23 protein-coding genes are annotated in these 23270 nt (G+C 55.4%); 9 read left to right on the top strand and 14 right to left on the bottom strand.

Annotated features, from left to right (window positions below):
* The first annotated feature begins 564 nt into the window (after positions 1-564).
* Complete coding sequence (locus TU84_RS15760; protein ID WP_048370525.1) at positions 565-1266, top strand: helix-turn-helix transcriptional regulator; 702 nt, start codon at positions 565-567, stop codon at positions 1264-1266.
* A gap of 32 nt (positions 1267-1298) precedes the next feature.
* On the opposite strand, the gene TU84_RS15755 is transcribed toward TU84_RS15760, so the two are convergent.
* From TU84_RS15755 to TU84_RS15740, 4 genes are all read right to left on the bottom strand, one after another.
* Positions 1299-1505: a hypothetical protein gene (locus TU84_RS15755; RefSeq protein ID WP_048370522.1), complete on the bottom strand. Its 207-nt coding sequence runs from the start codon at positions 1503-1505 to the stop codon at positions 1299-1301.
* 307 nt (positions 1506-1812) lie between these two features.
* Complete coding sequence (locus TU84_RS15750) at positions 1813-2211, bottom strand: DUF3757 domain-containing protein (RefSeq protein WP_053225251.1); 399 nt, start codon at positions 2209-2211, stop codon at positions 1813-1815.
* Positions 2212-2688: 477 nt separating this feature from the next.
* Positions 2689-3525 (bottom strand): nitrilase family protein, encoded by an 837-nt coding sequence (locus TU84_RS15745; protein WP_048370520.1) that lies wholly within the window; start codon positions 3523-3525, stop codon positions 2689-2691.
* 19 nt (positions 3526-3544) lie between these two features.
* Positions 3545-5047 (bottom strand): purine-cytosine permease family protein, encoded by a 1503-nt coding sequence (locus TU84_RS15740; RefSeq protein WP_048370519.1) that lies wholly within the window; start codon positions 5045-5047, stop codon positions 3545-3547.
* 298 nt (positions 5048-5345) lie between these two features.
* Here TU84_RS15740 and TU84_RS15735 point away from each other — a divergent pair, with 298 nt between their 5' ends.
* Entirely contained in the window at positions 5346-6260 is a 915-nt protein-coding gene (locus tag TU84_RS15735) for a LysR family transcriptional regulator (RefSeq protein WP_048370517.1), read from the top strand.
* Between the two features lie 4 nt (positions 6261-6264).
* Here TU84_RS15735 and TU84_RS15730 read toward each other — a convergent pair whose 3' ends face one another.
* On the bottom strand, positions 6265-7167 hold the full coding sequence (locus TU84_RS15730; protein WP_048370515.1) for a LysR family transcriptional regulator: 903 nt from the start codon (positions 7165-7167) through the stop codon (positions 6265-6267).
* Positions 7168-7606: 439 nt separating this feature from the next.
* On the opposite strand from TU84_RS15730, the gene TU84_RS15725 reads away from it, so the two are divergent.
* Positions 7607-8815 (top strand): pyridoxal phosphate-dependent aminotransferase, encoded by a 1209-nt coding sequence (locus tag TU84_RS15725; RefSeq protein WP_048370513.1) that lies wholly within the window; start codon positions 7607-7609, stop codon positions 8813-8815.
* 632 nt (positions 8816-9447) lie between these two features.
* Here the strand turns inward: TU84_RS15725 and TU84_RS15720 are convergent.
* The 8 genes from TU84_RS15720 to TU84_RS15685 form a co-directional block, all read right to left on the bottom strand.
* Positions 9448-10218, bottom strand: coding sequence for a LamB/YcsF family protein (locus TU84_RS15720; protein WP_088500396.1), 771 nt, complete (start codon positions 10216-10218; stop codon positions 9448-9450).
* Positions 10219-10234: 16 nt separating this feature from the next.
* Entirely contained in the window at positions 10235-11554 is a 1320-nt protein-coding gene (locus tag TU84_RS15715; protein ID WP_048370511.1) for an MFS transporter, read from the bottom strand.
* 286 nt (positions 11555-11840) lie between these two features.
* Positions 11841-12245, bottom strand: coding sequence for a hypothetical protein (locus TU84_RS15710; RefSeq protein ID WP_048370509.1), 405 nt, complete (start codon positions 12243-12245; stop codon positions 11841-11843).
* Complete coding sequence (gene accC, locus TU84_RS15705; protein ID WP_048370508.1) at positions 12242-13603, bottom strand: acetyl-CoA carboxylase biotin carboxylase subunit; 1362 nt, start codon at positions 13601-13603, stop codon at positions 12242-12244. Before accC ends, TU84_RS15710 begins: the two co-directional genes overlap by 4 nt.
* On the bottom strand, positions 13596-14033 hold the full coding sequence (locus TU84_RS15700; RefSeq protein ID WP_048370505.1) for an acetyl-CoA carboxylase biotin carboxyl carrier protein: 438 nt from the start codon (positions 14031-14033) through the stop codon (positions 13596-13598). Before TU84_RS15700 ends, accC begins: the two co-directional genes overlap by 8 nt.
* A gap of 39 nt (positions 14034-14072) precedes the next feature.
* Positions 14073-15029 (bottom strand): 5-oxoprolinase subunit C family protein, encoded by a 957-nt coding sequence (locus TU84_RS15695; RefSeq protein WP_048370503.1) that lies wholly within the window; start codon positions 15027-15029, stop codon positions 14073-14075.
* Entirely contained in the window at positions 15026-15733 is a 708-nt protein-coding gene (pxpB, locus tag TU84_RS15690) for a 5-oxoprolinase subunit PxpB (RefSeq protein WP_048370501.1), read from the bottom strand. The genes TU84_RS15695 and pxpB overlap by 4 nt, the downstream gene beginning before the upstream one ends.
* Before the next feature lie 306 nt (positions 15734-16039).
* On the bottom strand, positions 16040-16573 hold the full coding sequence (locus tag TU84_RS15685) for a winged helix DNA-binding protein (RefSeq protein WP_048370499.1): 534 nt from the start codon (positions 16571-16573) through the stop codon (positions 16040-16042).
* A 352-nt stretch (positions 16574-16925) separates the two neighbouring features.
* On the opposite strand from TU84_RS15685, the gene TU84_RS15680 reads away from it, so the two are divergent.
* The 4 genes from TU84_RS15680 to TU84_RS15665 all read left to right on the top strand — a co-directional run bounded on the left by TU84_RS15680 (position 16926) and on the right by TU84_RS15665 (position 20680).
* Positions 16926-17594: an RraA family protein gene (locus TU84_RS15680; protein WP_048370497.1), complete on the top strand. Its 669-nt coding sequence runs from the start codon at positions 16926-16928 to the stop codon at positions 17592-17594.
* On the top strand, positions 17591-18541 hold the full coding sequence (locus TU84_RS15675) for a D-2-hydroxyacid dehydrogenase (protein ID WP_048370495.1): 951 nt from the start codon (positions 17591-17593) through the stop codon (positions 18539-18541). The genes TU84_RS15680 and TU84_RS15675 overlap by 4 nt, the downstream gene beginning before the upstream one ends.
* A 113-nt stretch (positions 18542-18654) precedes the next feature.
* Complete coding sequence (locus tag TU84_RS15670) at positions 18655-19047, top strand: VOC family protein (RefSeq protein ID WP_048370493.1); 393 nt, start codon at positions 18655-18657, stop codon at positions 19045-19047.
* A 289-nt stretch (positions 19048-19336) separates the two neighbouring features.
* Entirely contained in the window at positions 19337-20680 is a 1344-nt protein-coding gene (locus tag TU84_RS15665) for an MFS transporter (protein ID WP_048370491.1), read from the top strand.
* Positions 20681-20749: 69 nt separating this feature from the next.
* Here TU84_RS15665 and TU84_RS15660 read toward each other — a convergent pair whose 3' ends face one another.
* Positions 20750-21649: a LysR family transcriptional regulator gene (locus TU84_RS15660; RefSeq protein ID WP_048370489.1), complete on the bottom strand. Its 900-nt coding sequence runs from the start codon at positions 21647-21649 to the stop codon at positions 20750-20752.
* A 99-nt stretch (positions 21650-21748) separates the two neighbouring features.
* Between TU84_RS15660 and TU84_RS15655 the strand changes: the two genes are divergently transcribed.
* Both TU84_RS15655 and TU84_RS15650 read left to right on the top strand, forming a co-directional pair.
* Positions 21749-22375, top strand: coding sequence for an RraA family protein (locus TU84_RS15655; protein ID WP_048370487.1), 627 nt, complete (start codon positions 21749-21751; stop codon positions 22373-22375).
* A 15-nt stretch (positions 22376-22390) separates the two neighbouring features.
* Entirely contained in the window at positions 22391-23263 is an 873-nt protein-coding gene (locus tag TU84_RS15650; protein WP_048370485.1) for an NAD(P)-dependent oxidoreductase, read from the top strand.
* Positions 23264-23270: the final 7 nt, after the last annotated feature.

Genomic DNA, 23270 nt, shown 5'->3' with positions numbered 1-23270 from the left:
GTTATGACATCGGTCAGACCGTTTTCATGGCACAGGCGCTTTCTCCAGCACCAGGCTGAGTGGGCTGCAGGGCAGGGTCATCGTCCATGACGCCCAGGTTCGAATGGTGACACCGTTAAACAGTTAAGAGGCATAACGCCTGCTCGTATTGGGCAATCTGTGTCCACATCACCTATGAGCGGATTTATCCATGGCCTGAGTATTTCAATGTTTACTGTGGCTGGCCAATTCTAAACTCTGGATATATAGATTAAACACAGTGGCTGCGTTGTTTCGGTCATTGCTACAGCGCCTTTTGATTAAGGCCATTCAAAAAGAGATGTAAGATCGCATTTTCCACCGTCTTATATATTCAAATGGAGGTTATGTGATGGGCTGCTGGGAAATAATTACGGATCGTTTTAAAAATTAAAAAAGTTAATGTGCTTGGTTGTGTTGAGTGAGAGGAGTAAACGCATTAAACGCGATATTCTCATTATAAAAATTCCTTGCTGAATGTTTCGTTTTCATTAAAAATGAATTCGTAATGTGTGGTGCTGCCTGATGAGATAAGGAGTTCTGTTGGTGGGTGAGTCGAATAACTATTTTAGAAGTGAAGAATACTCACAGGAGACTGCGTATTTATACAGCTATGCCGAACGTGCTGTTTTGAATATGGGTTTTGACTATTTTATCTTTCGCATGATTATACCTACCTATCTGAGCAGTACTGGCGGTGCAGTGCTGACTAATATCCCCCCGGAAATCATGAAGCCGTATGAAGATAAGAATCAAGTAGAAGACAACCCTATTATTCGTCATTGCCGCACCAGTTTATTGCCCATTATTTGGGGCGCTGAATCTTGTCCAAAACTTAAGGATCTGATTCAAAAAGAAACAGGCAGCTATGCATGGTCTCAAGCACTGCATGATCATACGTGTGTCTCAAGTCTGATAACGGTTATCAGGGCTCATAACACCATCTCGGATCAAGATATTGTTGAAAAAGGCGGCAGCGTGATGTTGCTGTGTTCAAAGCTTCATACGTACTTTATGGATGCTTACCTCTCTGATTCAGATCGTTATAACAGGTTGCTCAAAATCACTGTAAGAGAACGTGAAATATTGAATTATTACGGGCAAGGGAAAACCGCTTCGGAAATTGGGATGGTGTTATCTATTTCGTCCAGGACCGTAAATTTTCATCTGAACAGTATCTACACAAAGCTAGGTGTTTCGAACAGTAAAGAGTCTCTCGTCCTTGCTGTTAAGTTTGGTCTTATCTAAAACGGCCGTTAGCGGTTTGTCTCGCAATTGCACTAATGCAGTGTTACCACACTGCCGTCTTCGCATAATCTAATTCGGGACAACGATTTTTTCAGGCTTTTGAGGGAAGACTCAAGCGCTTCAGCTTTATCATCACGGCCTTCTACAGTCTGCTGAGTCGCGGTCTCTTCAATTTTTTTTGCGGCTTCGTTAATACGCTCGTGCACGAGAGTCAGCCTGGTTTTTATTTTTTTCTGCATGGTAAAGGTTCCGGAAAATTCACCCGTACTGACAAGCGCCCGATACAGGACGAGACATTCGTTGTTGAGTTACGGGTATAGAAAATGCTGATGCGGAGTGTCAGATGGTATCGGCCGAGTTTGCGTGCGGCTACTGCGTAGCCCGGAAGATAAACATTGATAGGGCAAGTGAAATAGCTATAAGAATGACGCCGTGCTTTCAGTCTTGCTTTTCATGGGGGTGTATTAAGCCCAATGAAAAGCAAGCTGTTGATGTAAAGCGGCTGACCAAGGCCAGGTCGGTTATCTAGCCTGGACAGAACACCAATTACTCGAAAGTGCAGAGTTCCTGGTTGTTCTCTTTACATTCATTGCCTTTCCACGCTGTGCCAACAGGCTTGGCAGCAGGTTTAGTTGTAAGGGACATCCTCACGGCCTCGTCTTTTTTACCTTCATAGTCGCAGGCTACAAATGTTTTACTGGCATTAGTGCGGATTGACGCCATTTTAAATGTGACGTTTTTCAGATCAGATTCATCAGCCATCGGGTTTCCTCCTACCCACTGCTGCCCATTGGGAGCAGCTGCTGTATAGCTAAAACCGTTACCGTCAGCAGTCTGTCTAATATCGCTGACAGCCGGGCATGCAGTGGTAGCCGCATAAGCGTTACCCATCAACGCCATCATAGTAATAATGCCAGCGGACATTTTTGTCAGGCTTTTAGTCATTTTTATTGCTCCGAATCTTATGGAATACGATTTTTAGTTGTTTTACGTCTGTGAGGCAGTCGGAGTGAGGAGCACAACAGTGCAGTAAACATACTTAAACTCAGTACCTGCTGGTAAACCAATGCTATAAACATCTGGCGTCAAGTTAATGCTTGCCCGCTAGCGGGTAAGCCGAACTATAGTCAGCGATATATGAGGGTTCAGTACCTTGTTTCCTCGCGCCGATATTAAACGCTCTTCAAGTGTGGCTAATGCTTTACTTATTGAAGAGGTATTAGGTTAGGCGTTCGGATTGAGCGGCGTCTACTGTGATAAATAACAGGTCGTTAAAAATACTTAAGAGGATATTCAGCATTCTGAATGAGAGGGGCGGCCGTTCAAAGCATGTGGGGCAGTTAATCGTAGAGTAGGCACCAGACCTGACACGGGTTGTGTCAGGCCCAATCGTAATTTAAGCAAGCAGTTGAATAGCCTGTATCACCCCACGCTCGCATAAAGCTGTGGCCGACGGTCCCCATGCAAGTCGTTAAGTTTACTGATGTGTTTGTTGTGCGCTTCTTTGAGGTTCATCGTCGCCAGCAATAGTTGCTCACCTGCCAGTTCCGTCGGGCCTGCCAGTGGGTAGCCGTCGGCGTCGACGATCACTGAGCCCTGCACCCAGCCAACCCCTCGCTCGTGGCCATGGCGATCGCAGGCGGCGATGAACAAGCGGTTGACGGAGGCATTGGCCTGGACACGCACCACTTCGGCCGGGCGTTCTCTTTCCGGTCGTGGGCCGTCGGGCCAATTGACCGGCGCGCAGAGCAGTTGCGCACCGGCCAATGCGGGCAGGCGTACCCACTCCGGGAACTCCAGGTCGTAACAGATCATCATGCTGATGCGCCCAAAAGCGGTTTCTACCACCGGAGGCGGCGCGTTGCCGGCGCTGAAAATCGCGTTTTCCTCGTCCCACAAGTGAGCCTTGCGATACACCGCACGCAGGCCTTGAGCGTCAATCATCGCGGCGCTATTGGCCAACTGATCAGCACCCAGCCGCTCGCAAAACCCTGCAACGATGAGGATGTTCAGCTCCTTGGCCAGTGCTTTCCATAAGTTGATGGCTGGCCCATCGGTGGGCTCCGAAAGTGAAAGCGCTTCACTGCGGTCATGGAAGAGGTAGCCGCTCTGGACCAATTCGGGGAGCACCACAATCTGGGCGCCGGCCGAGGCTGCCTGGCGGATAACCCGCTCGGTGAGCGTTCGGTTGTAGGCAAGGTCACCGATTTTTGGTGCCACTTGGCAGCACGCAACGGTGACATTGTTGGCTCTGTTCATTTACCCGGTTTCCTGTTCTTTAAGGCTCAGACGGTGTCGACGTTTGGCTCATTGAGACGATGTCACTTTCGCTAATGGCGTCGATCACCCGGCGTTCGTACGCAAGGTCAATCGAGCGGCTGAGCACGTAATAGACGAGCCCGGACACCAGCAGCCCGACCATCCAGGCAATGTCCACGCCGTTCAGCAGACGCGCCAGAGGGCCGACAAAAATCTCTTGGTTGGCGGTGGCATCGACGATGTAGAAAAACGGCACCATGGCTGCGAAACCCAGCAGGTAGGCAACGATCCCGCGAAATTGCCAGGCGCCATAAATGCCGTGGGGTGTGAAGAAGTGCGGGATCGCGTAATGGCCTTTGCGCACGAAGAAGTAATCCACCAGATTGACGGCAGTCCAGGGCACCAGGAAGTACAGCAACACGACCAGAAAGGTGTTCAACAGCGCGACACTGTCACCTTTGATCGACAGCACGCAGGTCAACACGATGACGCTGATGGCGAAGATCGATACCACGCGGGCTTGCGGCGTCGGCGTGATTTTTTTGATGGAGTCGACCCCCGTCAGCAACGTCAACATGGCGCTGTAGGTATTGAGCGCAATGATTGGCAGAAAACCGACGACCGAGATCAGCACCAAGACATTGCCCAACCCCGGGAAGACCGAAGAGCCCACCTGATTCAGCGCGACTAAGGCATCGGTGGCTTGCAACTGCTGTGAAAGCCAGGCACCGAGGCCGATCATCCACCCGCCGGACAAGGATGCACCGAGAAACACCGCTGCGATCAGTTTGGGCCTGCTGGTGTTTTTCGGAAGATAACGGGAATAGTCCGAGACATACGGCGCGTAAGAAATGTTGTAGCTGGCACCGATAGCAAACAGGGTGGCAAATGCGACCCAGTTAAAGCCAAGGTTGCTGGCTGGCGCCACGGCATCGCTTTGGCCTGTGCCCAGCATCAAGGCTATGGTGACGAGCGTATAGAGAGGCAACGTGGCCAGCAGCGCCCACTTGAACGCTTTGTGCATCAGGTCGTGGCCATAGACAGAGAGCAATGCGCCGATGAGCACGACGGCGCTGGCCACAAGGGTCGGGTCAAAACCAAAGACATGTTTGAGGCCGTCGATGATGAGCGAGATATTCACCACGTTGAAGCCGACAAACACGAACATCGTCGCCACCAGGGCGAGGATCACCCCACGGTAGCCAAACTGCGCCCGCGACTGGATCATTTGCGGCAGGCCCATCTCAGGCCCCTGGGAGCCATGGAAGGCCATAAAAATGGTGCCCAGCATGATCCCGAGCGTGCCCGCCAGCGCTGTCCACAGGGCCGAAAGCCCCAGGCTTGGGCCTACAAAGCCAATAGAAATGGTGAAAAAGTGGAAATTGCCCAAAAACCAGAAAGGGCCTTGGCTGCTGAGCTTGGCGTGCCGCTCGTTTTGCGGAATGTAATCGATCGAATGGCCTTCGATGGCCATCCCGTCGCTTGTTTTTAAGGTGCACGTGGGGCTCTTGGGGGCTGACATACGATTCTCCTTTTGCTGGAATCGACAGTGATCATTGTTTTTATAAAGTGAAGCTGTCAGTGCAGGCGGGCGGCTCCATCACCCTGTCTCTCAATCAGGTAGAACTCCAGAACACTGCGATGAGATCGCCAAAAAACGTTGTGGCACGTGCACCAAAAACCGACCTATCATCGCTCGCCATCAAGGCGATTGAGTGCCGGTCCCTGGCAATGTAGGGGTCAATTTCAAGCTGTTAAATATCAGAGGCCAACTGTTCACATAGGTGTTTTTCTATGTAAGCCGTTGGCCAGGAGCGCGCATGTTAGGAACGGTGTCGGAGCTGGATATACGCTTGATCCGGGTATTTCTGGCCGTTGTTGAAGCCGGGGGCATCTCTGCAGCGCAAACGGCGCTCAATACGACGCAGCCCACGATCAGTGCGCAATTGGCCACCTTGGAAGCCAGGCTGGGGTTTCGCCTGTGTGAGCGCGGGCGCGCGGGGTTTTCAGTCACGCCCAAAGGCCAGCAGTTTCTCGAGGCGGCGCGCCGCTTGATGGCTGCCACAGAAGGCTTTCGCATTGAGGTTCAGCACATCAATCGCAAAATTACCGGGAACGTCAATATCGGTTTGATGGGCCAGATCGATCCCGTAGCCAACAAAAAAATCGCGCTGGCCATCGCCCGTCTGCGATCCGAGCATGAAGGGCTCTACTTTCACTTTACTGAGTTGTCTTCCTCGCTTCTGGAAGAGAAGTTGATCAACGGGCATCTGGATCTGGCGATTGGTTACTTTTGGCGACGGTTGCCCAACATCGACTATTTTTCACTGTTTCAAGAGACGCAAATTGCTTATTGCGGGCCGTCTCATGTGCTTTTTGATCAAGTTGGAGCGCTCAGCAGCGAGGATGTTCGCGAGCATGACTGGGTTTGGCCCAGCCATCCGTTACCGGAAATGCCGGTCCCCACCTCCATTGAACGCTTGACCGCGCTCACCGACAGCATGGACGGGGCCGCTTTGTTGATTTTGTCAGGCCAGCATTTGGGTTTTCTTCCTCAGCATTACGCCGCCAAACACGAAGTGCTGGGGCAGTTGCATCCGCTTAACGCTGAGCAGTTACGTTATGAGGTCGGTTTTCATGCCGCCGTTCGACATTCCACGCGTCAGCATGATGTGGTGAGCGCCTTTCTGGCCGAGTTGACGGCTATTTTTGCGGTTGATTCGATCGTGGCGTGAGGCTTTACCCGGCGATCAAGAGCCTTGAGAAATCGCACAGCCTTTGCGCGATCACCCCAATATCCTGGCTGACGCCTATCCAGCGGCCAGGTCTGTAAAGGGCCACATAGTTAATGTTCGGTAATGGTGGCTCGCAGCGTATTTCGCTCAGGTCGCCTCTTTCCAGAAGATGCTGCAAACAACGCTTGGGTAAATAGGAAATACCCAGCCCGCACATGGTCAAACCGACTTGCGCGAGCAAGTTGCTCGCGGTCACGGTATTGGCGAAATAGACGCTCTGATCCGAAAACCATTTTTGATAGAACAAGCCGGTGCCTGATGAAGTCCCTTGGGCCAATAATTTTTGCTGGGAGAGTTCAAGCACGTTCCATGTTCGTTCGGTGTCCAGCAATCTGGGCGAGCACATCCAGGCAAACCCTACTGTTTGCAAGGCTACCGTAATGGATCTGGCGTCCGAGAATATATCCGGCACAACAACAAGGTCTAAATGGTCTTGTTCAAACTTGCGAAAGAGTTCTGCGCCGACCTCGACCACCGGTTCCAATTGCAGGCGAGGGTAGACCTCGCTTACGGCCTCGACCAATGACGGGAGCCAGGTCATAGCGGTCAGCTCTGTCACCCCGATACGATACCGGCCCACCAGGATCGTCTTGTCGCTGACCTCACCCAGCATGTGGTCGCGCCGGTAGAGCAAGTCGGTGGCATGCTCCAGCAATAAAGAGCCTTTTGTGGTCAGTCGGGCCGTGCGTCGCGTGCGATCAAACATCGCCACGCTGAAGGTCTCTTCGAGTTCAACGATTCTTTTGGATATCGCTGATTGGGACATATTTAACTTGGTTGCCGCTGCTTCGAAACTGCCTAGCTGGGCAATCCAGTAAAGAGCCTCCAATTGCTTAAAAGTCACCATGTAGAGCAGCCTTGTTCAGGTGTTGCCGGGTGGAAGTTATGGCGAATGGCAGTCCGACAGTGTTGTTTAAACAGTGCTTTATTCGGTACCGGGGCCGCCTGAGACGAGACGATCCTTGCATCGCCGGCCCGAACGTACAAGCGAGTTTTAAGCCTTAATAAACATCACTAAAAGCGATGAAAAATCATCATTTAATGTCGCTAAAAGTATTCTTGCGGGCAGCCTAAGATCGACCCCACGGTGATGATTGTCCATCGCTAAGGGTTCAGTTTCGTCTTCAGGTTGGTCCCCCCACTGTCCCTCTACGCAGCAAGCTGAACCTCAGCGTTGGCGGCATGACCGTAACGACACGTCAAGGCTGTGATCGACAGGGATCTGCTGATCCCTGTCGATCAACTCCGCTTTGGCTGACATCAGTTTGCGGCGAGAAAAAAATAAAATGACAAACGCGTTTTTGTCCGAGCGGGTCCTGAGTATTGCCCCGTCCCCGAGTGTGGCTGCCAACGCCCTGGTGGCGCAGCTGCGGGCACAAGGTCAGGACATTGTGAACTTCACCGTGGGTGAGCCTGATCTCAACACGCCGGCGCATATCGTTGAGGCGGCGCGCGAGGCCATGGCGTCTGGCGATACTCATTACACCAGCACCCTTGGGACACCTTTGCTGCGCCATGCCATCGTGACCAAGCTGGCGCGTGACAACGCCCTGGAGTACAGCCTCGAAGAGGTGGTAGCCGGGTCGGGCGGCAAGCAAATTATTTTTGAAGCGCTGGCGGCCACCCTCAACCCTGACGACGAGGTCATCGTCCACACGCCTTACTGGGTTTCTTACCCCGATATCACTCGCCTGAATGGCGGCACGCCGGTCGTTATCCATGGGCACGAAAGCAACGGTTTCAAGCTGACCCCGGCTGAACTTGAAGACGCCATAACGGCACGGACCAAGTGGGTCATTCTGAACAGCCCGAACAATCCCAGCGGCGCCGTGTATAGCGTTGCCGAGTTGCAAGCACTGGCCCAAGTGCTTCGTGATCACCCCCATGTGCTGATCATGGCTGACGAAATCTATGAGCACTTTGTGTATGGCGATGAGCCCTATGTCTCATTCCCGGCCGCCGCTCCCGATCTCAAGGAACGCACCCTGATTGTTAATGGCGCCTCCAAAGGCTACGCGATGACGGGTTGGCGCCTGGGCTTCGGCGCGGGCCCGAAATGGCTGATAGCTGCGATTGGCAAGTTGCTGTCCCAGAGCACTACTTGCCCGAGTTCGATCAGCCAGGCGGCGGCGGTTGCGGCGTTCAGCGGAGATCAAGGTCCGGTCCAGGCAATGTCGACGCTCTACAAGGGCCGCCGGGACATCATGCTGGTTGCACTTGAAGGCGTGCCAGGCCTGACCTGGACCGTCCCGGACGGCGCTTTCTACGTATTCGTCAACGTCAAAGGGCTCCTGGGCAAGACCACCCCGCGTGGGCAGGTGCTGAACACCGACAGCGATGTCGTCAAGTACTGGCTGGAGGAGGCGGGTGTCGCCACGGTCGTGGGCGAGGCCTATGGCATCAGCCCTTACGTGCGGTTGTCCTTTGCCAGTGGCGAAGCGGTGATCCAGGACGGCTGCGCGCGAATTCGTCGTGCCTGTGAAGCGTTGCGCTGATCAGGCCCACGTTGCTGAAAGGCATAAAATAATCGCGCTGTAGGAGCACCGCAGGCTGCGATCATTTGACCTTCAATATCAAAAGATCGCCGCCTGCGGCAGTTCCTATCAAACATGAAATAAGTGATTGATGCCAAAGGCCTTGTAGGAGCGAGCTTGCCTCGCGATCTTTTGATCTTGATCTGGCTTTTGATCTAAGAGGCCCCGTTAAACCACGTTGTCCGAACGCAGGTGTTGCGCAGTGGCTAAGCCGCAGCAATAGATATGTACCCAAAAATACCGAGGTGGATGGTTTTACGGCTGCATGCAGCCGATCGCAGCCTTCGTACCTCGTCAGCGACTACAGTCACCTGTTTGCTACGCGACAGCGCGGCGTCGTAGACGGGGCGGCAACTCTTATCAAACACAACATAAGTTATTGATTCTAAATACCTTGTAGGATCGAGCTTGCTCGCGATCTGTTGATCTTGATCTGGCTTTTGATCTAAGAGGCCCCCCTAAACCACGCAGCCGATCGCAGAGCGGCCACAAAGCCACGTCGCTTTAGAGTTGTGTAGATAACGATGCTCTGGCAGCCGCGTTAAAAACAAAACGCCCAACACGAAGTTGGGCGTTTTGCCTGGGGCGGTTAATTACTCAGGTTGGCAATAGGGCTTCACCGCGATGCCTGCTTGCTCAAGGGAGGCACGCACTTTTTTCGCCATCTGCAGCGCGCCGTCGGTATCACCATGAACGCAGATGGTGTCGATGGACACCGGAATACGCTTGCCCGACTGGGTGATAATTGCGCTTTCTTCGATCATCTGCATCACCCGTGCTGCCGCCTGGTCGGCGTCATGGATCACCGCACCTGGCTGCGTTCTTGGCACAAGGCGGCCGGAATCAAGGTAAGCGCGGTCGGCATAGATTTCGGTGACGTACGCCACCCCGGCACTCTCGGCGAGGCGTTCGAGGGTGACGCCGGCCATGGTCGACAGAATGAGCGTGTCGTCGACTTTCTGGATCGTCTCAATTAACGCCTGAGCTGCCATTTCATTGTCTGCAACCAAATGCCCCAAGGCACCATGGGCTTTTACATGGGTCAACCGGTGGCCGACCGACCTGGCCATCGCCCATGCGGCGCCAATTTGATAGGCCAACAGTTGGCGGAGTTCGTCCTGGGAGAATTCCTGATGCCGACGACCAAAGGCCCACAGATCGGGGTAACCCGGATGAGCGCCAACCGCGACGCCTTTTTGCTTAGCTTTTGCGCAAATATCGGCCATGATCTTGAAGTCGCCCGCATGAAAACCGCAGGCAAGGTTGGACGTTGTAACAACATCCAGCATTTCGTCATCCTGACCAATGGTGTAAGGACCAAAGCCCTCACCCATATCGCAGTTAATATCGACAGACTTAAGCACGGTGAAACTCCTTTAGTTAGTTGGTGAGTTCTTGTCCGGTGACATCTTTCATCTTGCTCAGGGCAATAATGGAAATCATGGCGGCCAAGCTTGTCCAAATGGCCGGTGACATTGAGTTGCCGGTATTTTCGACCAGCCAAGTGCAGATAAACGGCGTGCTGGCGCCGCCAAAAATAGCGCCCACGTTAAAACTCATGGCCATGCCGGTGTAACGCACACGGGTTGGAAATAACTCGCCGTAAACGGTGTAACCCTGGGCCTGAACAATGGCAAACGGCAAAAAGGCGAGCAGGGCGGCGAAGCTGGCCAGTGGGAAACTGCCAAGTGACATCAAGTACATTGAAATGGGGATAACAACGATATAGCTGGCATAACCAATGATCATTAATGTTTTACGACCCACCCGGTCAGATATTTGACCGAACAGGGGCATTGCCAAGGCCGCGGCCAAGGTACTGGCGGCCATCAGCCAAAAGACTTTGCCTGTTTCATAGCCCAGGGTTCGGGTCATATGCAGGTTTAAATAAACAATGCCCAAGTAGGCGGTGCAGTTCTGCGCAAAGGCAATGGATACCGCCAGATACAGCGATTTTCTATGGAGCGTGAATACTTCGCGAACCGGGGCTTTAACCACTTCATTTGATTCCACCAGGCTTTTGAATTTGGGGGAATCCTCCAGCTTCATCCGTGCCCATAAGGTGAGGCCGATAAAGGGAATGCAGATCAAAAATGGAATACGCCAGCCCCACGCCACCATTTCTTGCGGGGTGATCATGAAACTGACCGCGCCCGCCATGCCCGCGGCGGTGGCAATACCAATGGCAACACCCGCCGGGTTGAAGGCACCGAAGAACCCGCGTTTGTTGGCGGGAGCACACTCGGATATGTACGTGGCGGCACCGCTGGCTTCGCCTCCCGCGAAAAACCCCTGCGCCATTCTGCAGGCCACCAGCATCACAGGGGCAAGCACTCCCGCTTGATCGTAGGTCGGTAGTATCCCGACGATGCCGCTGACAATACCGATGCCGATGACCGTCGCAACCAATGTGTACGAACGGCCCCGACGGTCACCCAGGCGACCGAAAAAGATGCCCCCCAATGGGCGCATGATGAAAGCACTGGCGAAAACGGCAAGTGCAGAAAGAAGGGCCTCAAATGAATTCATGGCAGGAAAGAATACTTTCGCCAACGTGCTGGCCAATAAGCCATATATCGCAAAGTCATAGTACTCAACGGCTGAACCCATGCCTGCAACAATAGAGGCTTTCCAGGGGGATTGAGGTTTGGATGAAGTTTCATCGAATGAATAATGCAGAACTGCAGTATCTTTTATCATAGGTGTTTATCTCGCCGGAGGAATCCGAGAACTTTTGAGATGTAACCACTAGACAGTAGGGAAAGAGCAGGTGCCGAAGCATTAACCCGTAGTAGCTAGTAATTGTTATTGTATTTGTTTGCTGTAAGCCACTTGCAACATACACCACCGCTTATCATGGCTATAGCGATTTATTGGGATGGAATATCATCGCTTTTTCTCATCTATAGAGAAATTCAGAGCGTGAGAAGTCGCGCCACTAAACCGGTGGTGATGTTGCTTGTCAGGTTAAACGTCAGGCTGGGCGTTATATAAGTATTGCGACGATATCTCCGTAGCCCACAACGTGAGCATTACTGACTGAATAACTTTTCAATGTTCCGCTGGTGCTGGGGTATACCGGTACGATTGTTGTTTCAACGACGACATAACCAATGATCATGTCAGGTGTCACCTGTTGTCCGCAGAGGTCAGTCGTGGCCCCGGCAAAGGGATGCTGATGATAAAAAACACCCATCTCGGGTGATTCAATCACTGTGCCCTCTTGCAGAGTCTTGGCAGGCGCTGCCAGCGCGGGTTCTGCAACGCTCAGGGTTGTCGTTGCGCTACCAAACTCAAGGCTTAAAGAATAATGGTCATCTTCAACGGTTAATGAGCGGATGCTCGATCCTTGCAGTCGCTGGATCAATAATTCAATGTCATCAATGGTCATGACTGCTGGCTCCCTTCTCGCTGGTCTAGATAATGCTCCAGGTAATGAATGTTCGCCCCGCCTTGAGCAAACTGCGGTGTGCCCAATATCTCCAGTTGCAAGGGGATATTTGAATCAACACCGGCGATCACCAGTTCACTGAGCGCTACTTTCATTCGCTCGATGGCTTGCTCTCGCGTTGAGCCATGGGCAATAACCTTGGCGATAAGGGAGTCATAGTGGCTGGTGATTTTGAACCCGGGTTTAAGGTGTGACTCGACCCGAATGCCCGGACCACCTGGCGGCAACCAGTCACTCACCGTGCCGGCTGACGGTGCAAAAGACCATGGGTCTTCTGCGTTGATACGGCACTCGATGGCGTGGCCTGAAAATACAATCTGATCCTGGCTGATCGACAGCGGCAGGCCCATGGCCACTCGAATTTGCTCGGCGACGATGTCGACGCCGGTGACCATCTCGGTAACCGGGTGCTCGACTTGAACGCGGGTGTTCATTTCGATGAAAAAGAACTCGCCGTTTTCGTAGAGAAACTCGAATGTCCCGGCACCGACATAGCCAATCGCCAGGCACGCTTTCACGCACAACTGGCCAATCTCCTGGATCAAATCCCGGCCGACGCCCGGCGCCGGGGATTCTTCAATCAATTTTTGGTGTCGGCGTTGCGTTGAGCAGTCTCGCTCACCCAGCCACAGCGCATTGCCATGCTGGTCGGCCAGCACCTGAATCTCGACGTGACGCGGTGTCTGAAGGAATCGCTCCATGTAGACCACCGGGTTGCCAAAGGCAGCGTTGGCCTCTTCGCGGGTCAGGCTGACCGAGCGCAGTAGCTCCGATTGCGCATTGACCACTCGCATACCACGGCCACCCCCGCCACCGGCCGCTTTGATGATCAGCGGGTAGCCGACTTTTGTGCCGCACTCGAGGATCTCTGCATCGCTATCAGGCACTGCGCCATCTGACCCCGGCACACACGGAATACCGGCTGCAATCATCGCCTGCTTGGCGCGCACCTTATCGCCCATGCACGCAATGGCCTCGGATGACGGACCTATGAATGTCAGGCCTGCGTCCTCAACCGCTTTGACGAACCCGGCGTTCTCGGACAGAAAACCATACCCCGGATGAATGGCCTGAGCCCCCGTGAGTTTTGCCGCCAGCAGGATTTTTTGCTGCAACAGATAGCTTTTGGAGGCCGAAGCCGGGCCGATGCAAATAGAGGTGTCAGCCAGCTTTACATGGCGCAAGTCGCGGTCAGCTTTTGAATACACCGCCACGGTTTGCAGGCCCAGTGATTTACAGGCACGCCAGATACGCAACGCGACTTCACCCCGGTTTGCGATCAATACCTTGTCAAACATGGTTAACCTTCCTGGCTCGATAAATGGGGGTGCCGCGCTCAACGTCTTCACCATCCGCCACCAGGATCTCGACGATCTCGCAGGCAAACTCGGCCTCCAGCGGGTTGAATAATTTCATCGCTTCAATCACCGCCAGGGTGTCGCCTTCACTGACCTGGCTGCCGACGCTGGTGAAGTCAGGCTTTGTCGGGGAGGGTCGCAGGTACACGATGCCCGCCATCGGGGCGGCAATCAGGTGCTCATCCAGTGGTGCGGCGGGTGCTGGCACAACCACAGTGGCTGCGGGTTTGAGAGGTGTTTCGGTGGTACTGACAGGCGTTTGTTGTCGGCGACCGAGGTGGACTTTGGTGTTCCCTTGGGTGTACTTCAACTCAACGAGAGTCGAGCGCTCGAAGCTATCAATCAATCGTTCAAGATCTTTGCTGTGCATTTTTCCTCATCCACTTTTTTCAGATCAACTACAAAAAACTTACCGCCACTGCGTCGCGGTCGTTTCAAACAAGGAGTGCCGCTGGGCGCCTGCGCTGAGGGCGGCGTCGATGTCGGTAAGCTCGAACCGAAGGGTGCGCCCCGGCATCAGTTGGCCCAGTTTCCAGAGGTCGGCTTCAATCACGTTCACCAGCTTGGGGTAGCCACCGCAGGTATTGGCGTCGACCAGTTGAATGATCGGCTCGCCGCTGGTGGGTATTTGCACCGTTCCGGGGACGATTCCGTGGGAGAGCAACTCACGGTTGACCGTGCGCTTCAGCACGGCGCCAGACAGCCTGTAACCTTGCCTGTTGGAGCTGCGCCCGACGGTGTAATGGGTGTTGAAGAAACGCTCTTTGCTCTCGTCCGGGAACTCTTGCCATTCGGCCGAGGGCAAGACGCGAACCGTGGTTCCCGCTTCACTCAGCGTCCGCCAGTAGGTTTGCAGTGCCGGGTCAAAGAGGCTCGATGCGGCGGCTGATGCAGTGCTGTTGAGGGGGGAGCTGCGGAGGCTGTCGCCCTTCGCCAGGGCTTTGCCTTCGTGGCCTCCGAACGCGGCTTTAAGGTCGGTGGCGCAAGAGTTGAGCACCCGTTGCACCTCAATGCCGCCCTCGATTGCCAGGTAAACACAGCGGCCTTCTTGAGGCGCTTCGATGACCAGGGTTTCACCCGCATTGAGCTTTAACCGTGACCACGGCGCGTGTTGTTTTTGCCCGATTCGGCTAGTGCTTAGCGCGCCGGTAATGGCAACACAGCACGCTTCGCTCATGCGCACCTTGAACGGGAAGTTGTTGATCTCAATGCTGGCAGCCTCGCGTGAATTGCCCAGCATCGCGTTGCCGAGCTCGTAGCTCAGGCTGTCAATGGCACCGCTGCGGCTGACACCGCTGGCCAGGAACCCGATACGACCGCGATCGACAATGATGTTGAGAGGACCGTTAGAGAGGATTTCCATCATTTCAATTGCGCCTTTGAACGAAATACCAGGGTGTCACCGGGGCTCAACAGCGCAGGCGGCATTGCCTGGCTGTCAAAGCCATCAAAGTCGGCGTGGCCGATGACGTGCCAGCCGCACGGGCCTGGGCACGGGAAGACAGAGGCCTGCTCACCGGCGATCACCACGCTGCCTTTAGGAATCAAGGTGCGCGGGATTTGGCGCCGAGGGACTTCAAGTGCCGGGGGCAAGCCCACGAGATAGGGAAAGCCTGGCATCGATCCGAGCGCGGCCACGGTGTAAGTGACCGAGCTGTGCAGGGCAATGACGTCACGTGGGGTGAGGCCCGTTTGTTCGGCGACGTAGTCCAGGTCCATCCCGTGTTCGCCGCCGTAGATCATGTCGATGACGAAGTGCTTGCCCTTGATAGGGGTTGGGCTGGAGCGGATCCACAGGTCGGACAGCACCTGTGCCGCTGCATCTGGGGGGATCTTGCGGGGATCGTAGATGACCAGCAGGTTGTTAACCCCTGGCACGGTTTCGACTAACCCTGGAAAACTTTGCGGATCACGCAGGGTGTTGTTCAACGCCCAAAGCCGTTGTTGCAGCGCCTTGTCATAAGGGCCGCAGGACACATCCAGAAGCAGGCCGTTGGTACCTGCGAGCGAGATTCGCACAGAGGTATCAACGGCCTTTGACGTTGCTAATGTGGGTTCAAAAAGAATCATGGCTATTCCAAATGCAGGTGCTCACCGAACGACAGATGCCGTGCGGGAGGCGTTGCATGGAGCACGCCAACGTTTACGATTCGAATGTGTTTTGTCTTCGTTTAGTCTTTAAAGTGCTTTTTTAAGAAAGTAACTAATTGAAAGTTAAGCTGAAAATTAGATTTTGTTTTTTGCGATTTTTTGCCGAGAATTCGGCGGGAAAAGGATTTTTCAGCTCGCGACGCTATTTTGGCAATGCTACCTAAGGGAGCAAAGTCGCTACAAAAGGTAACATCGCGTCGAGTGCTTGCGTAAAGCTTGAGGGGGTCAAACCAGTGAAGAGGCTGCCCTTGCTGCCTGGTCATACGTGCCAGACATTTCTCTCAACGTCCGGGCCGTTGAACTGAGTTTTTCGACCAGGTTTTGATCGATGCTCGGCACCAGGCATTTGGTGCGTACCGTCACATACCGCTCTACCAGCGCCAAGCCCTTTTTGGTCGGGCTGTAGAACACTTCCTTGCCAATCTTTTTGGAACTGATCAGCAAGCTCCCCGACAGCTTGCGCAGGGAGTAAGAGACGATGTGGGTGTCTGCGAAATTCAAGGTAAAGCAGATGTCGGCGAGCTTCTTCTGTTTGCCACGGTGGCAAATGTGGTTCAGCACCATGATGTCGACCATGCCCAGATCCGGTGCTCCGGCCGCGCTCATGCAGGAGGTGGCCCACCTTGAAAATGCGTTCCACGTCAGGATCATGCCGAACTCAAACTCCGACGCCGGCACTTGGCCTTCTACCACCAGATGGGCAGACGCGACCAAGGGGCCGTTAAGGTCGGATTCAAGCTGAGAAAGCGTGTCGGACATATATCCTCCGTAATGACAAAGATCCCAAGTGAGAGCCATTGGTTTACGCGGCAATCTACCATAGCTGCCAGCGTACAGGGGGCGCGGGGCGGCACCTGAGGGCATTGGTGGGGGCGGTTTAGACCGCTGCGAAATGCCCTTTTAGTGGTCTGACGAGCCACTAACTCATCACTTTTTTCGAACATTTTTGCCTTCTTTAATTCGCTTTTTACAGGCGAAGCCTTCTCCTAAAGTGGCGTCAATCCGCAGGTGATATCGGCCGCGCCCCTGGCTTGAAGGCGGCTGGCATCCACACCTGTACCCCCGGCTGGCACATTGCCGACCGCCCACTCCGTCAAGATGGAAAACAACAATGATCGGACTTCGAATCCTCCCTCGTACACGCCAAGTCAGCGCCGCACTGGTCGACAGTTTTCGCGCAGTCCCGGTCGCCAACGTCAGTGACTGCATGGGGCGAATGACTGCTGGCGGTACTCAGTTGCGTCCGTATCACAAAGGCGGTGTGTTGGCGGGGCCTGCCTTCACGGTCAAAGCCCGTCCGGGTGACAATCTGATGATCCACAAGGCTTTGCATCTGGCACAACCCGGTGACGTGATTGTGGTGGACGGCGGCGGCGACCTGACGAACGCGCTGATGGGCGAGCTGATGGTGGCAACGGCTATCAAGCGCGGCCTTGGCGGCATCGTGCTCAATGGGGCGATTCGCGACATCGATGCGATCCAGGCCGGTGACTTTCCGGTGTACGCCGCCGGGATCACCCACCGTGGCCCGTACAAGGACGGGCCTGGCGAAATCAACGTGCCAATCGCCATTAACGGCATGGTGATCAACCCGGGTGACCTGATACTCGGTGATGCTGATGGCTTGCTGTGCGTACCATTTGAAGCCGCCGAGCAGATCCTCGATGCCGCGCTGGGCAAGTGCGCAGCAGAGAAAGTGACGGTTAAAGAAATCGAAGAAGACCGCCTGGATATCACCTGGATTGATGCCCAGTTGGCACGCCTGGGTTACAAGGCATGAAGATCGTCATTCTTGACCGGGACACGCTGTCGCCACAGACCGTGCTGCGGGCGCCGTCCTTTGCGCATGAGATTCAGTCCTGGGGGCGCACCGCTCCCGACCAAGTGGCTGAGCGGATCGCCGATGCCGACATCGTTGTGCTCAACAAGGTAAAGCTCAGCGGTGAAGTAATCGCTGCGGCGAAAAACCTTCGCCTGGTGGCCATTGCCGCAACGGGCACCGATAACGTCGACATTGCGACGTGCAAGGCGCGCGGCATCGTGGTCAGCAATATCCGCAACTACGCCGTCAACACGGTGCCAGAGCATACCTTTGCCCTGATCTTTGCCCTGCGCCGGAGCATTTGTGCGTACCGTGACGCGGTGAGGGCAGGGCGCTGGCAAGAGGCGCAACAGTTCTGCTTCTTCGATTACCCGATCAAGGACCTGGCCGGTTCTACCCTCGGCATCATCGGTGATGGGGTACTGGGGCAGGCGGTCGCCAATATGGCGCGCGGGCTCGGCATGCGGGTGATTTTCGCCGGGTACAAAGGGCACTCCGGGCTTGGCTCGTTGTATGTGCCGTTTGAGCAGACGTTGGCTGAAGCCGATATCCTGACCCTGCACTGCCCGCTGCTGCCAGAGACACGCAACATGATTGGCGCCGCAGAGTTTGCGCTGATGCGCCGCAAGCCTTTACTGATCAATACCGCACGCGGTGGGCTGGTGGATGAAAGCGCTGTCGGCCCGGCCCTGGAAGCGGGGCAGATTTCCGGCGCTGGTTTTGATGTGGTGATGGCCGAGCCGCCAGCGCCGGATCATCCGTTCATGACGCTGGTGGATCGGCCCAACTTTATTCTCACCCCCCATGTTGCGTGGGCGAGTGATGAGGCCGTACAAGGTTTGGCCGATCAATTGGTCGACAACATTGAAGCCTTTGTTCGTGGCGAGCCAAGAAACGTCGTTTAACCCAAACCCGTTAAATTCCCTACGTTATGTGACGCTGAGAACGGGCATTTAATGTTAGAAACGCTATCAACCTTGAATAAGCAGGTTGTGTTCGAAACTCTGGAGGGCGCCCCATGATTAAACACCTTGATCACTTAGTTCTGACCACCGTTGATGTGCAGGCGTGCAAAGACTTCTACATGCGTGTGCTCGGCATGCAATTTGTCCCTTCGCCGGGAGGGCGGATGGCGTTCCATTTTGGCCAGCAGAAGATCAACGTTCACGTGCGCGGGTTTGAGTTCGAACCCAAAGCTCATTTGCCCGTCTCGGGGGCGCTCGACCTTTGTTTCATCGCCACCGTCACCCTGGATGAGGTCATCGCCCACCTGGAAGCCGAGAACTGGCCGATTCTGCTCGGTCCCGTGCAGCGCACGGGGGCAACCGGCCCTATCCGCTCTGTTTATCTTCGCGACCCTGATCTGAACCTGATCGAGATTTCCGAACTGCTGCCCACTGAGCAGGCGTAAACACGTCACGATTGTTTGATTCGCTCCGCTGAGCGTTCGGCACGCGCTTGAACCCAAGGTGTTGAAGTCTCCTGTTTCCCTTTGCACTGCACGTGGCAAAGGGGAGTGATGAGAACACCCGGTCAAGTGTCGTGCCTTTTTTTGCGCGAACACCTGCCGTTACACCCCTGAATAGCGGCTCTTAATGATTCGAAAAAGGAATGAATAAGGTTTCTTATTTATCGCTTTTATCGACATCGCTGAATGCAGAACATGGCGGCTCCAATAAGCATAAAAAAAAGGAATGTTCATGACCGCAATCGCCGCCACCGACGTTGCCGCTCAGGCGAGGTCAAAGTATCGCTGGGTTGTTCTGTCAGTCATTGTCGTTGTTTACATGCTGGCCGCTGCCGATCGGGCCAACATCGGTATCGCCTTGCCCTACATCCAGAAAGAGTTCGGGGCGACCAATGCCCAGGCGGGATTGCTGGTCAGCGCGTTCTTTCTGTTTTATTCCCTGGGGCAAATTCCAGCAGGCTTTTTGCTCAGCAAAGTGGGCGTGCGTGTTGTGGCGCCGATCTCCATTGGCTTGACCTCAATCGTCACCCTGCTGATTGGCACCGCGCATAATTTCGGGCTGCTGAAAATCTATCGCTCAGCGCTGGGCATTGCCGAAGCTGCCCTGCCGTTGTCGATGCTGAGTACGATCAATCGCTGGTTCCCGGCGCGTGAAAAAGGTCTCGCCACAGGGGCTTTTCTGTCGGCGGCGAAGATGGGCGCAGTGATTGCCCCGCCCATTGGCGCAGCGCTGATCATGCTCGATGGCTGGCGGACGATGTTCTTTGCCTTCGCCATCCCCGGCGTCGTGCTGGCGCTGATCTGGTGGTGGCTGGTGCCCAACGATCCACGTGCCGGTCGCCGGGTCAACGACGCAGAAGCCACCTACATCGAAGACCTGCAGACCAGCAAAACCGACAGTGTGCGCACTCACAAAAGCTTCGGTGCGCTGGACACTTTGCTGCGTTACAAGCAAACCCCGCGATTGGCCAGCTCACGCTCTGTGTTTGCGTCCTGGAACATATGGGGCTGCGGCCTGGGCTATTTGTTGATGACTGGCGTGGTCAACGTGCTGCTCGCCTGGCTGCCCAAGTACCTGGGGGAAGTGAAGCATTTTGAACTGATGCAGATCGGCTTCGTGGCGGCCTTGCCTTTTGCTGGCGGCGTGCTGGGCAATATCGTAGGGGGCTGGTTGTCTGACACCGTGCTGGACCGTCGCAGAAAGCCGACGATGATGATCAGCGCTGTGGCCACGTGCCTGATGATGGTTGCCTTGGTCTATGCGCCCAATGACCTGCTCTCGGTCAGCCTGCTGCTGTTTGGCACGGGCTTTCTGTTGAACATCGGTTATTCGTCATTTTCGGTGTACTCCATGGGCCTGACCACGCGCACCACTTACCCGGTGGCGGCCTCTGTGGTCAACAGCGCCGGCCAGGCCGGCGGGGCGATGGCGCCGCTGATCACCGGCTTGCTCCTGGATAGCTACAGCTGGACGGCGGTGTTCATCTTCCTGGGCGTGTGCTCACTGGCGGCGCTGGTTTTTGTACTGTCGATCAACGAGCCGGCCAACCATGACGAGTCGCTGGCGAGTGCGTAACCGGGCTGCCCATTAACGGGCTTCGGCCCACGCCGGGAAGGTGCGCTGACGAGCGTCATCTGCACCTTCTCAGCTTTGCAGTTGCCGCGAAAAATCACACTGCTCGACGGCCCGAATCGCCACTTCGCTCACGAACGCCGAGGGCCGATCATTTCGGTACATCGCCATGTAGGGTACAGGCGGCAAGGGCGGGTCGGTGTGTATGATCGTCAATTTGCCCTCATCCACCAGCGGGCGAAAGCACTCCAACGGCAGGTACGTAACACCCAGCCCGGCGGCGGTCAGCCCGAGCATGGCCGTCAGGCTGTCCGAGGACAGCATCTTGGGCAGCTCGATGCCCATGGTCCCCAGCCACTTGTTGACAAACAAACCCGACCCCGACTTTTTGCCTTGTACCAGCAGCGGGTATTTGGCCAGTTCGGCCAGCCCGACCACCCCCGAATGCTCGACGACGCCGGGCGCTGCCATCCAGGCGTTTTCAACCATGCCCAGCGGGACCGCAGTGATCTCGGGCGCTGTGAAGGTGTCGGGGATGATAATCATGTCCACCAGATCATCCACGAGCTTTTCATGGAGGTTGCGGCTCATATCGACTTCAGCCTCAACCGTTAGCCCCGGAAAATCCTCTACCAGTTTTGCAATCAGCCGGGGCAGCCATGTCAGCGCCGTCAGCTCGGTCACGCCCAGCCTGAGCCGTCGGGTCACCACGTGGGTGCCGTCCTTGAGTGAGGTGATGCGTTCTGCAAGGGTGAGCATTTCCCGGGCGATCACCAGCATTTCTTCGCCGATGGCCGTGAGCCGTGCACCGCGTTGCGAGCGGTCGAACAGTTGCAGCCCCGTGGAGGCCTCCAGTTCCTGTATGCGCTTGGAGATGGCTGACTGCGTGGTATTGAGGTGCTCGGCCGCACGCTCGAAAGTGCCGAGGCGTTCGATCCAGTGCAGCGCAAGGAGTTGCCGGAGGTTGATCATTAACATTCCTGTTGGGCATGTTTGGGCATACGATAATATCGCTTTTTCTATTTTTCAGGGTCTTTATCCTCAAAGCCATACGCCACCTGAGGAACACCCATGAACGCTATCGCCTCAACGTCAGACTTGCATGCGCTGCTGGCCGCTTATGCCCGCACCTCGACGTCCATTATCAGTGATTGCCTGGACCGCCTGCCTGGCGCGCCACTCACGCCATTCCATCGCATTGAAGGCACCATGGTCGGCACCGCCCTGACCGTGAAAGTCCCGTGCGGTGACAATCGTGCGATCCATCAGGCGCTGGAAATCCTGAGCCCCGGACAAGTGCTGGTGGTGGATGGCGGAGGTGATATCAGCCGGGCCTTGATGGGCGACATCATGACCGCCATCGCGCAAAAACGCGGCGCCGCAGGCATTGTGGTAGACGGCGCCATTCGCGATCTGGCGACGATTGGCAAGGGCAGCTTCCCGGTGTTTGCCCGGGCCGCCTACCATCGCGGCCCGTATAAAAACGGGCCGGGGGAAATCAACGTACCGGTCAGCATTGGCGGCATGATCGTCTCGCCGGGTGACATCGTTGTCGGTGATCACGATGGCATCGTGGCGTTCCCGGCCGAGCAGGCAGAAGAACTGTTGCAACGGTGCCTGGGGACCGAACAAAAAGAAGCAGAGATGATGGCGCAAATCGCGTCCGGAACTTACAAGGGCGCCTACGGGGCCAAATAATCGGAAACCCTAACAATGAAAATCGCAATTGTCGGAGCGGGCGAAGTCGGCCTCACTTATGCGCGGCCATGGGCAGCGGCAGGGCATGACATCATCTTGTGCGACCTGAAACCCTCAGCCACCGCCCAGGCGTTTGCCGCCGAGCGGGGCCTGGATATCGCCACCTCAGTCGGCGCTATCGCTGCAGACTGCGACGTTGTCGTGTCGTGCGTATTCGGCACAGTGTCGCTGGTTGTGGCCGAGCAGGCGCTGGCCCACATGCGCAAGGGCGCGCTGTACATCGACATGACGACCGCTGACCCGGCGCAGATCAGAATCGCTGCCGAGCAGGCGGCGCAATCGGGCATCGTGTACGTCGACGTGGCAATCCTCGGCGCCATCGCGCTGACCCATGAGAAAACCAACTTGCTGGGCGCAGGTCCCGGCATTGAACCTGCGCAGCGCCTGTACGCGGCCATCGGCGCACCGCTCAAGGCGGTCGAAGGTGGCGCTGCGGGCGATGCGGCAGCGCTCAAAATTTTGCGCAGCGTGTTTACCAAAGGGCTGGAGGCGCTGACCATCGAGTGCTTTATGGCCGCAGAAAAACAGGGCGTGACCGACAAGCTGCACGACGCCTTGAGCGACATTGATCAAGCCAGCCTGCGCGACTTCCTCGGCGCCTTGATCCGCACGCACGTCCTGCATGCGCCACGTCGTCTCAAAGAGGTTGAAGAGGCTGAGCGCCAATTGCGCGCCGCCGATATGCCGGTGGCTGTGCTGCCGGGGGTCAAAGACCTGTTTCAGCGCACCGCCGAACAGATCAGTGTAAATCCGTTGGAAACGCCCGCACCGACCCTGGAACAGGCGTTTGAATGGCTCTTCAAGGCCAATGGGATCAGCCGCTCATAAATTCCGC

This window comes from Pseudomonas helleri, assembly GCF_001043025.1.
Taxonomy (GTDB): Bacteria; Pseudomonadota; Gammaproteobacteria; order Pseudomonadales; family Pseudomonadaceae; genus Aquipseudomonas; species Aquipseudomonas helleri.
The sequence above is the reverse complement of the archived record's forward strand: the minus strand, read 5'-3'. Positions and strand labels throughout refer to the sequence as shown.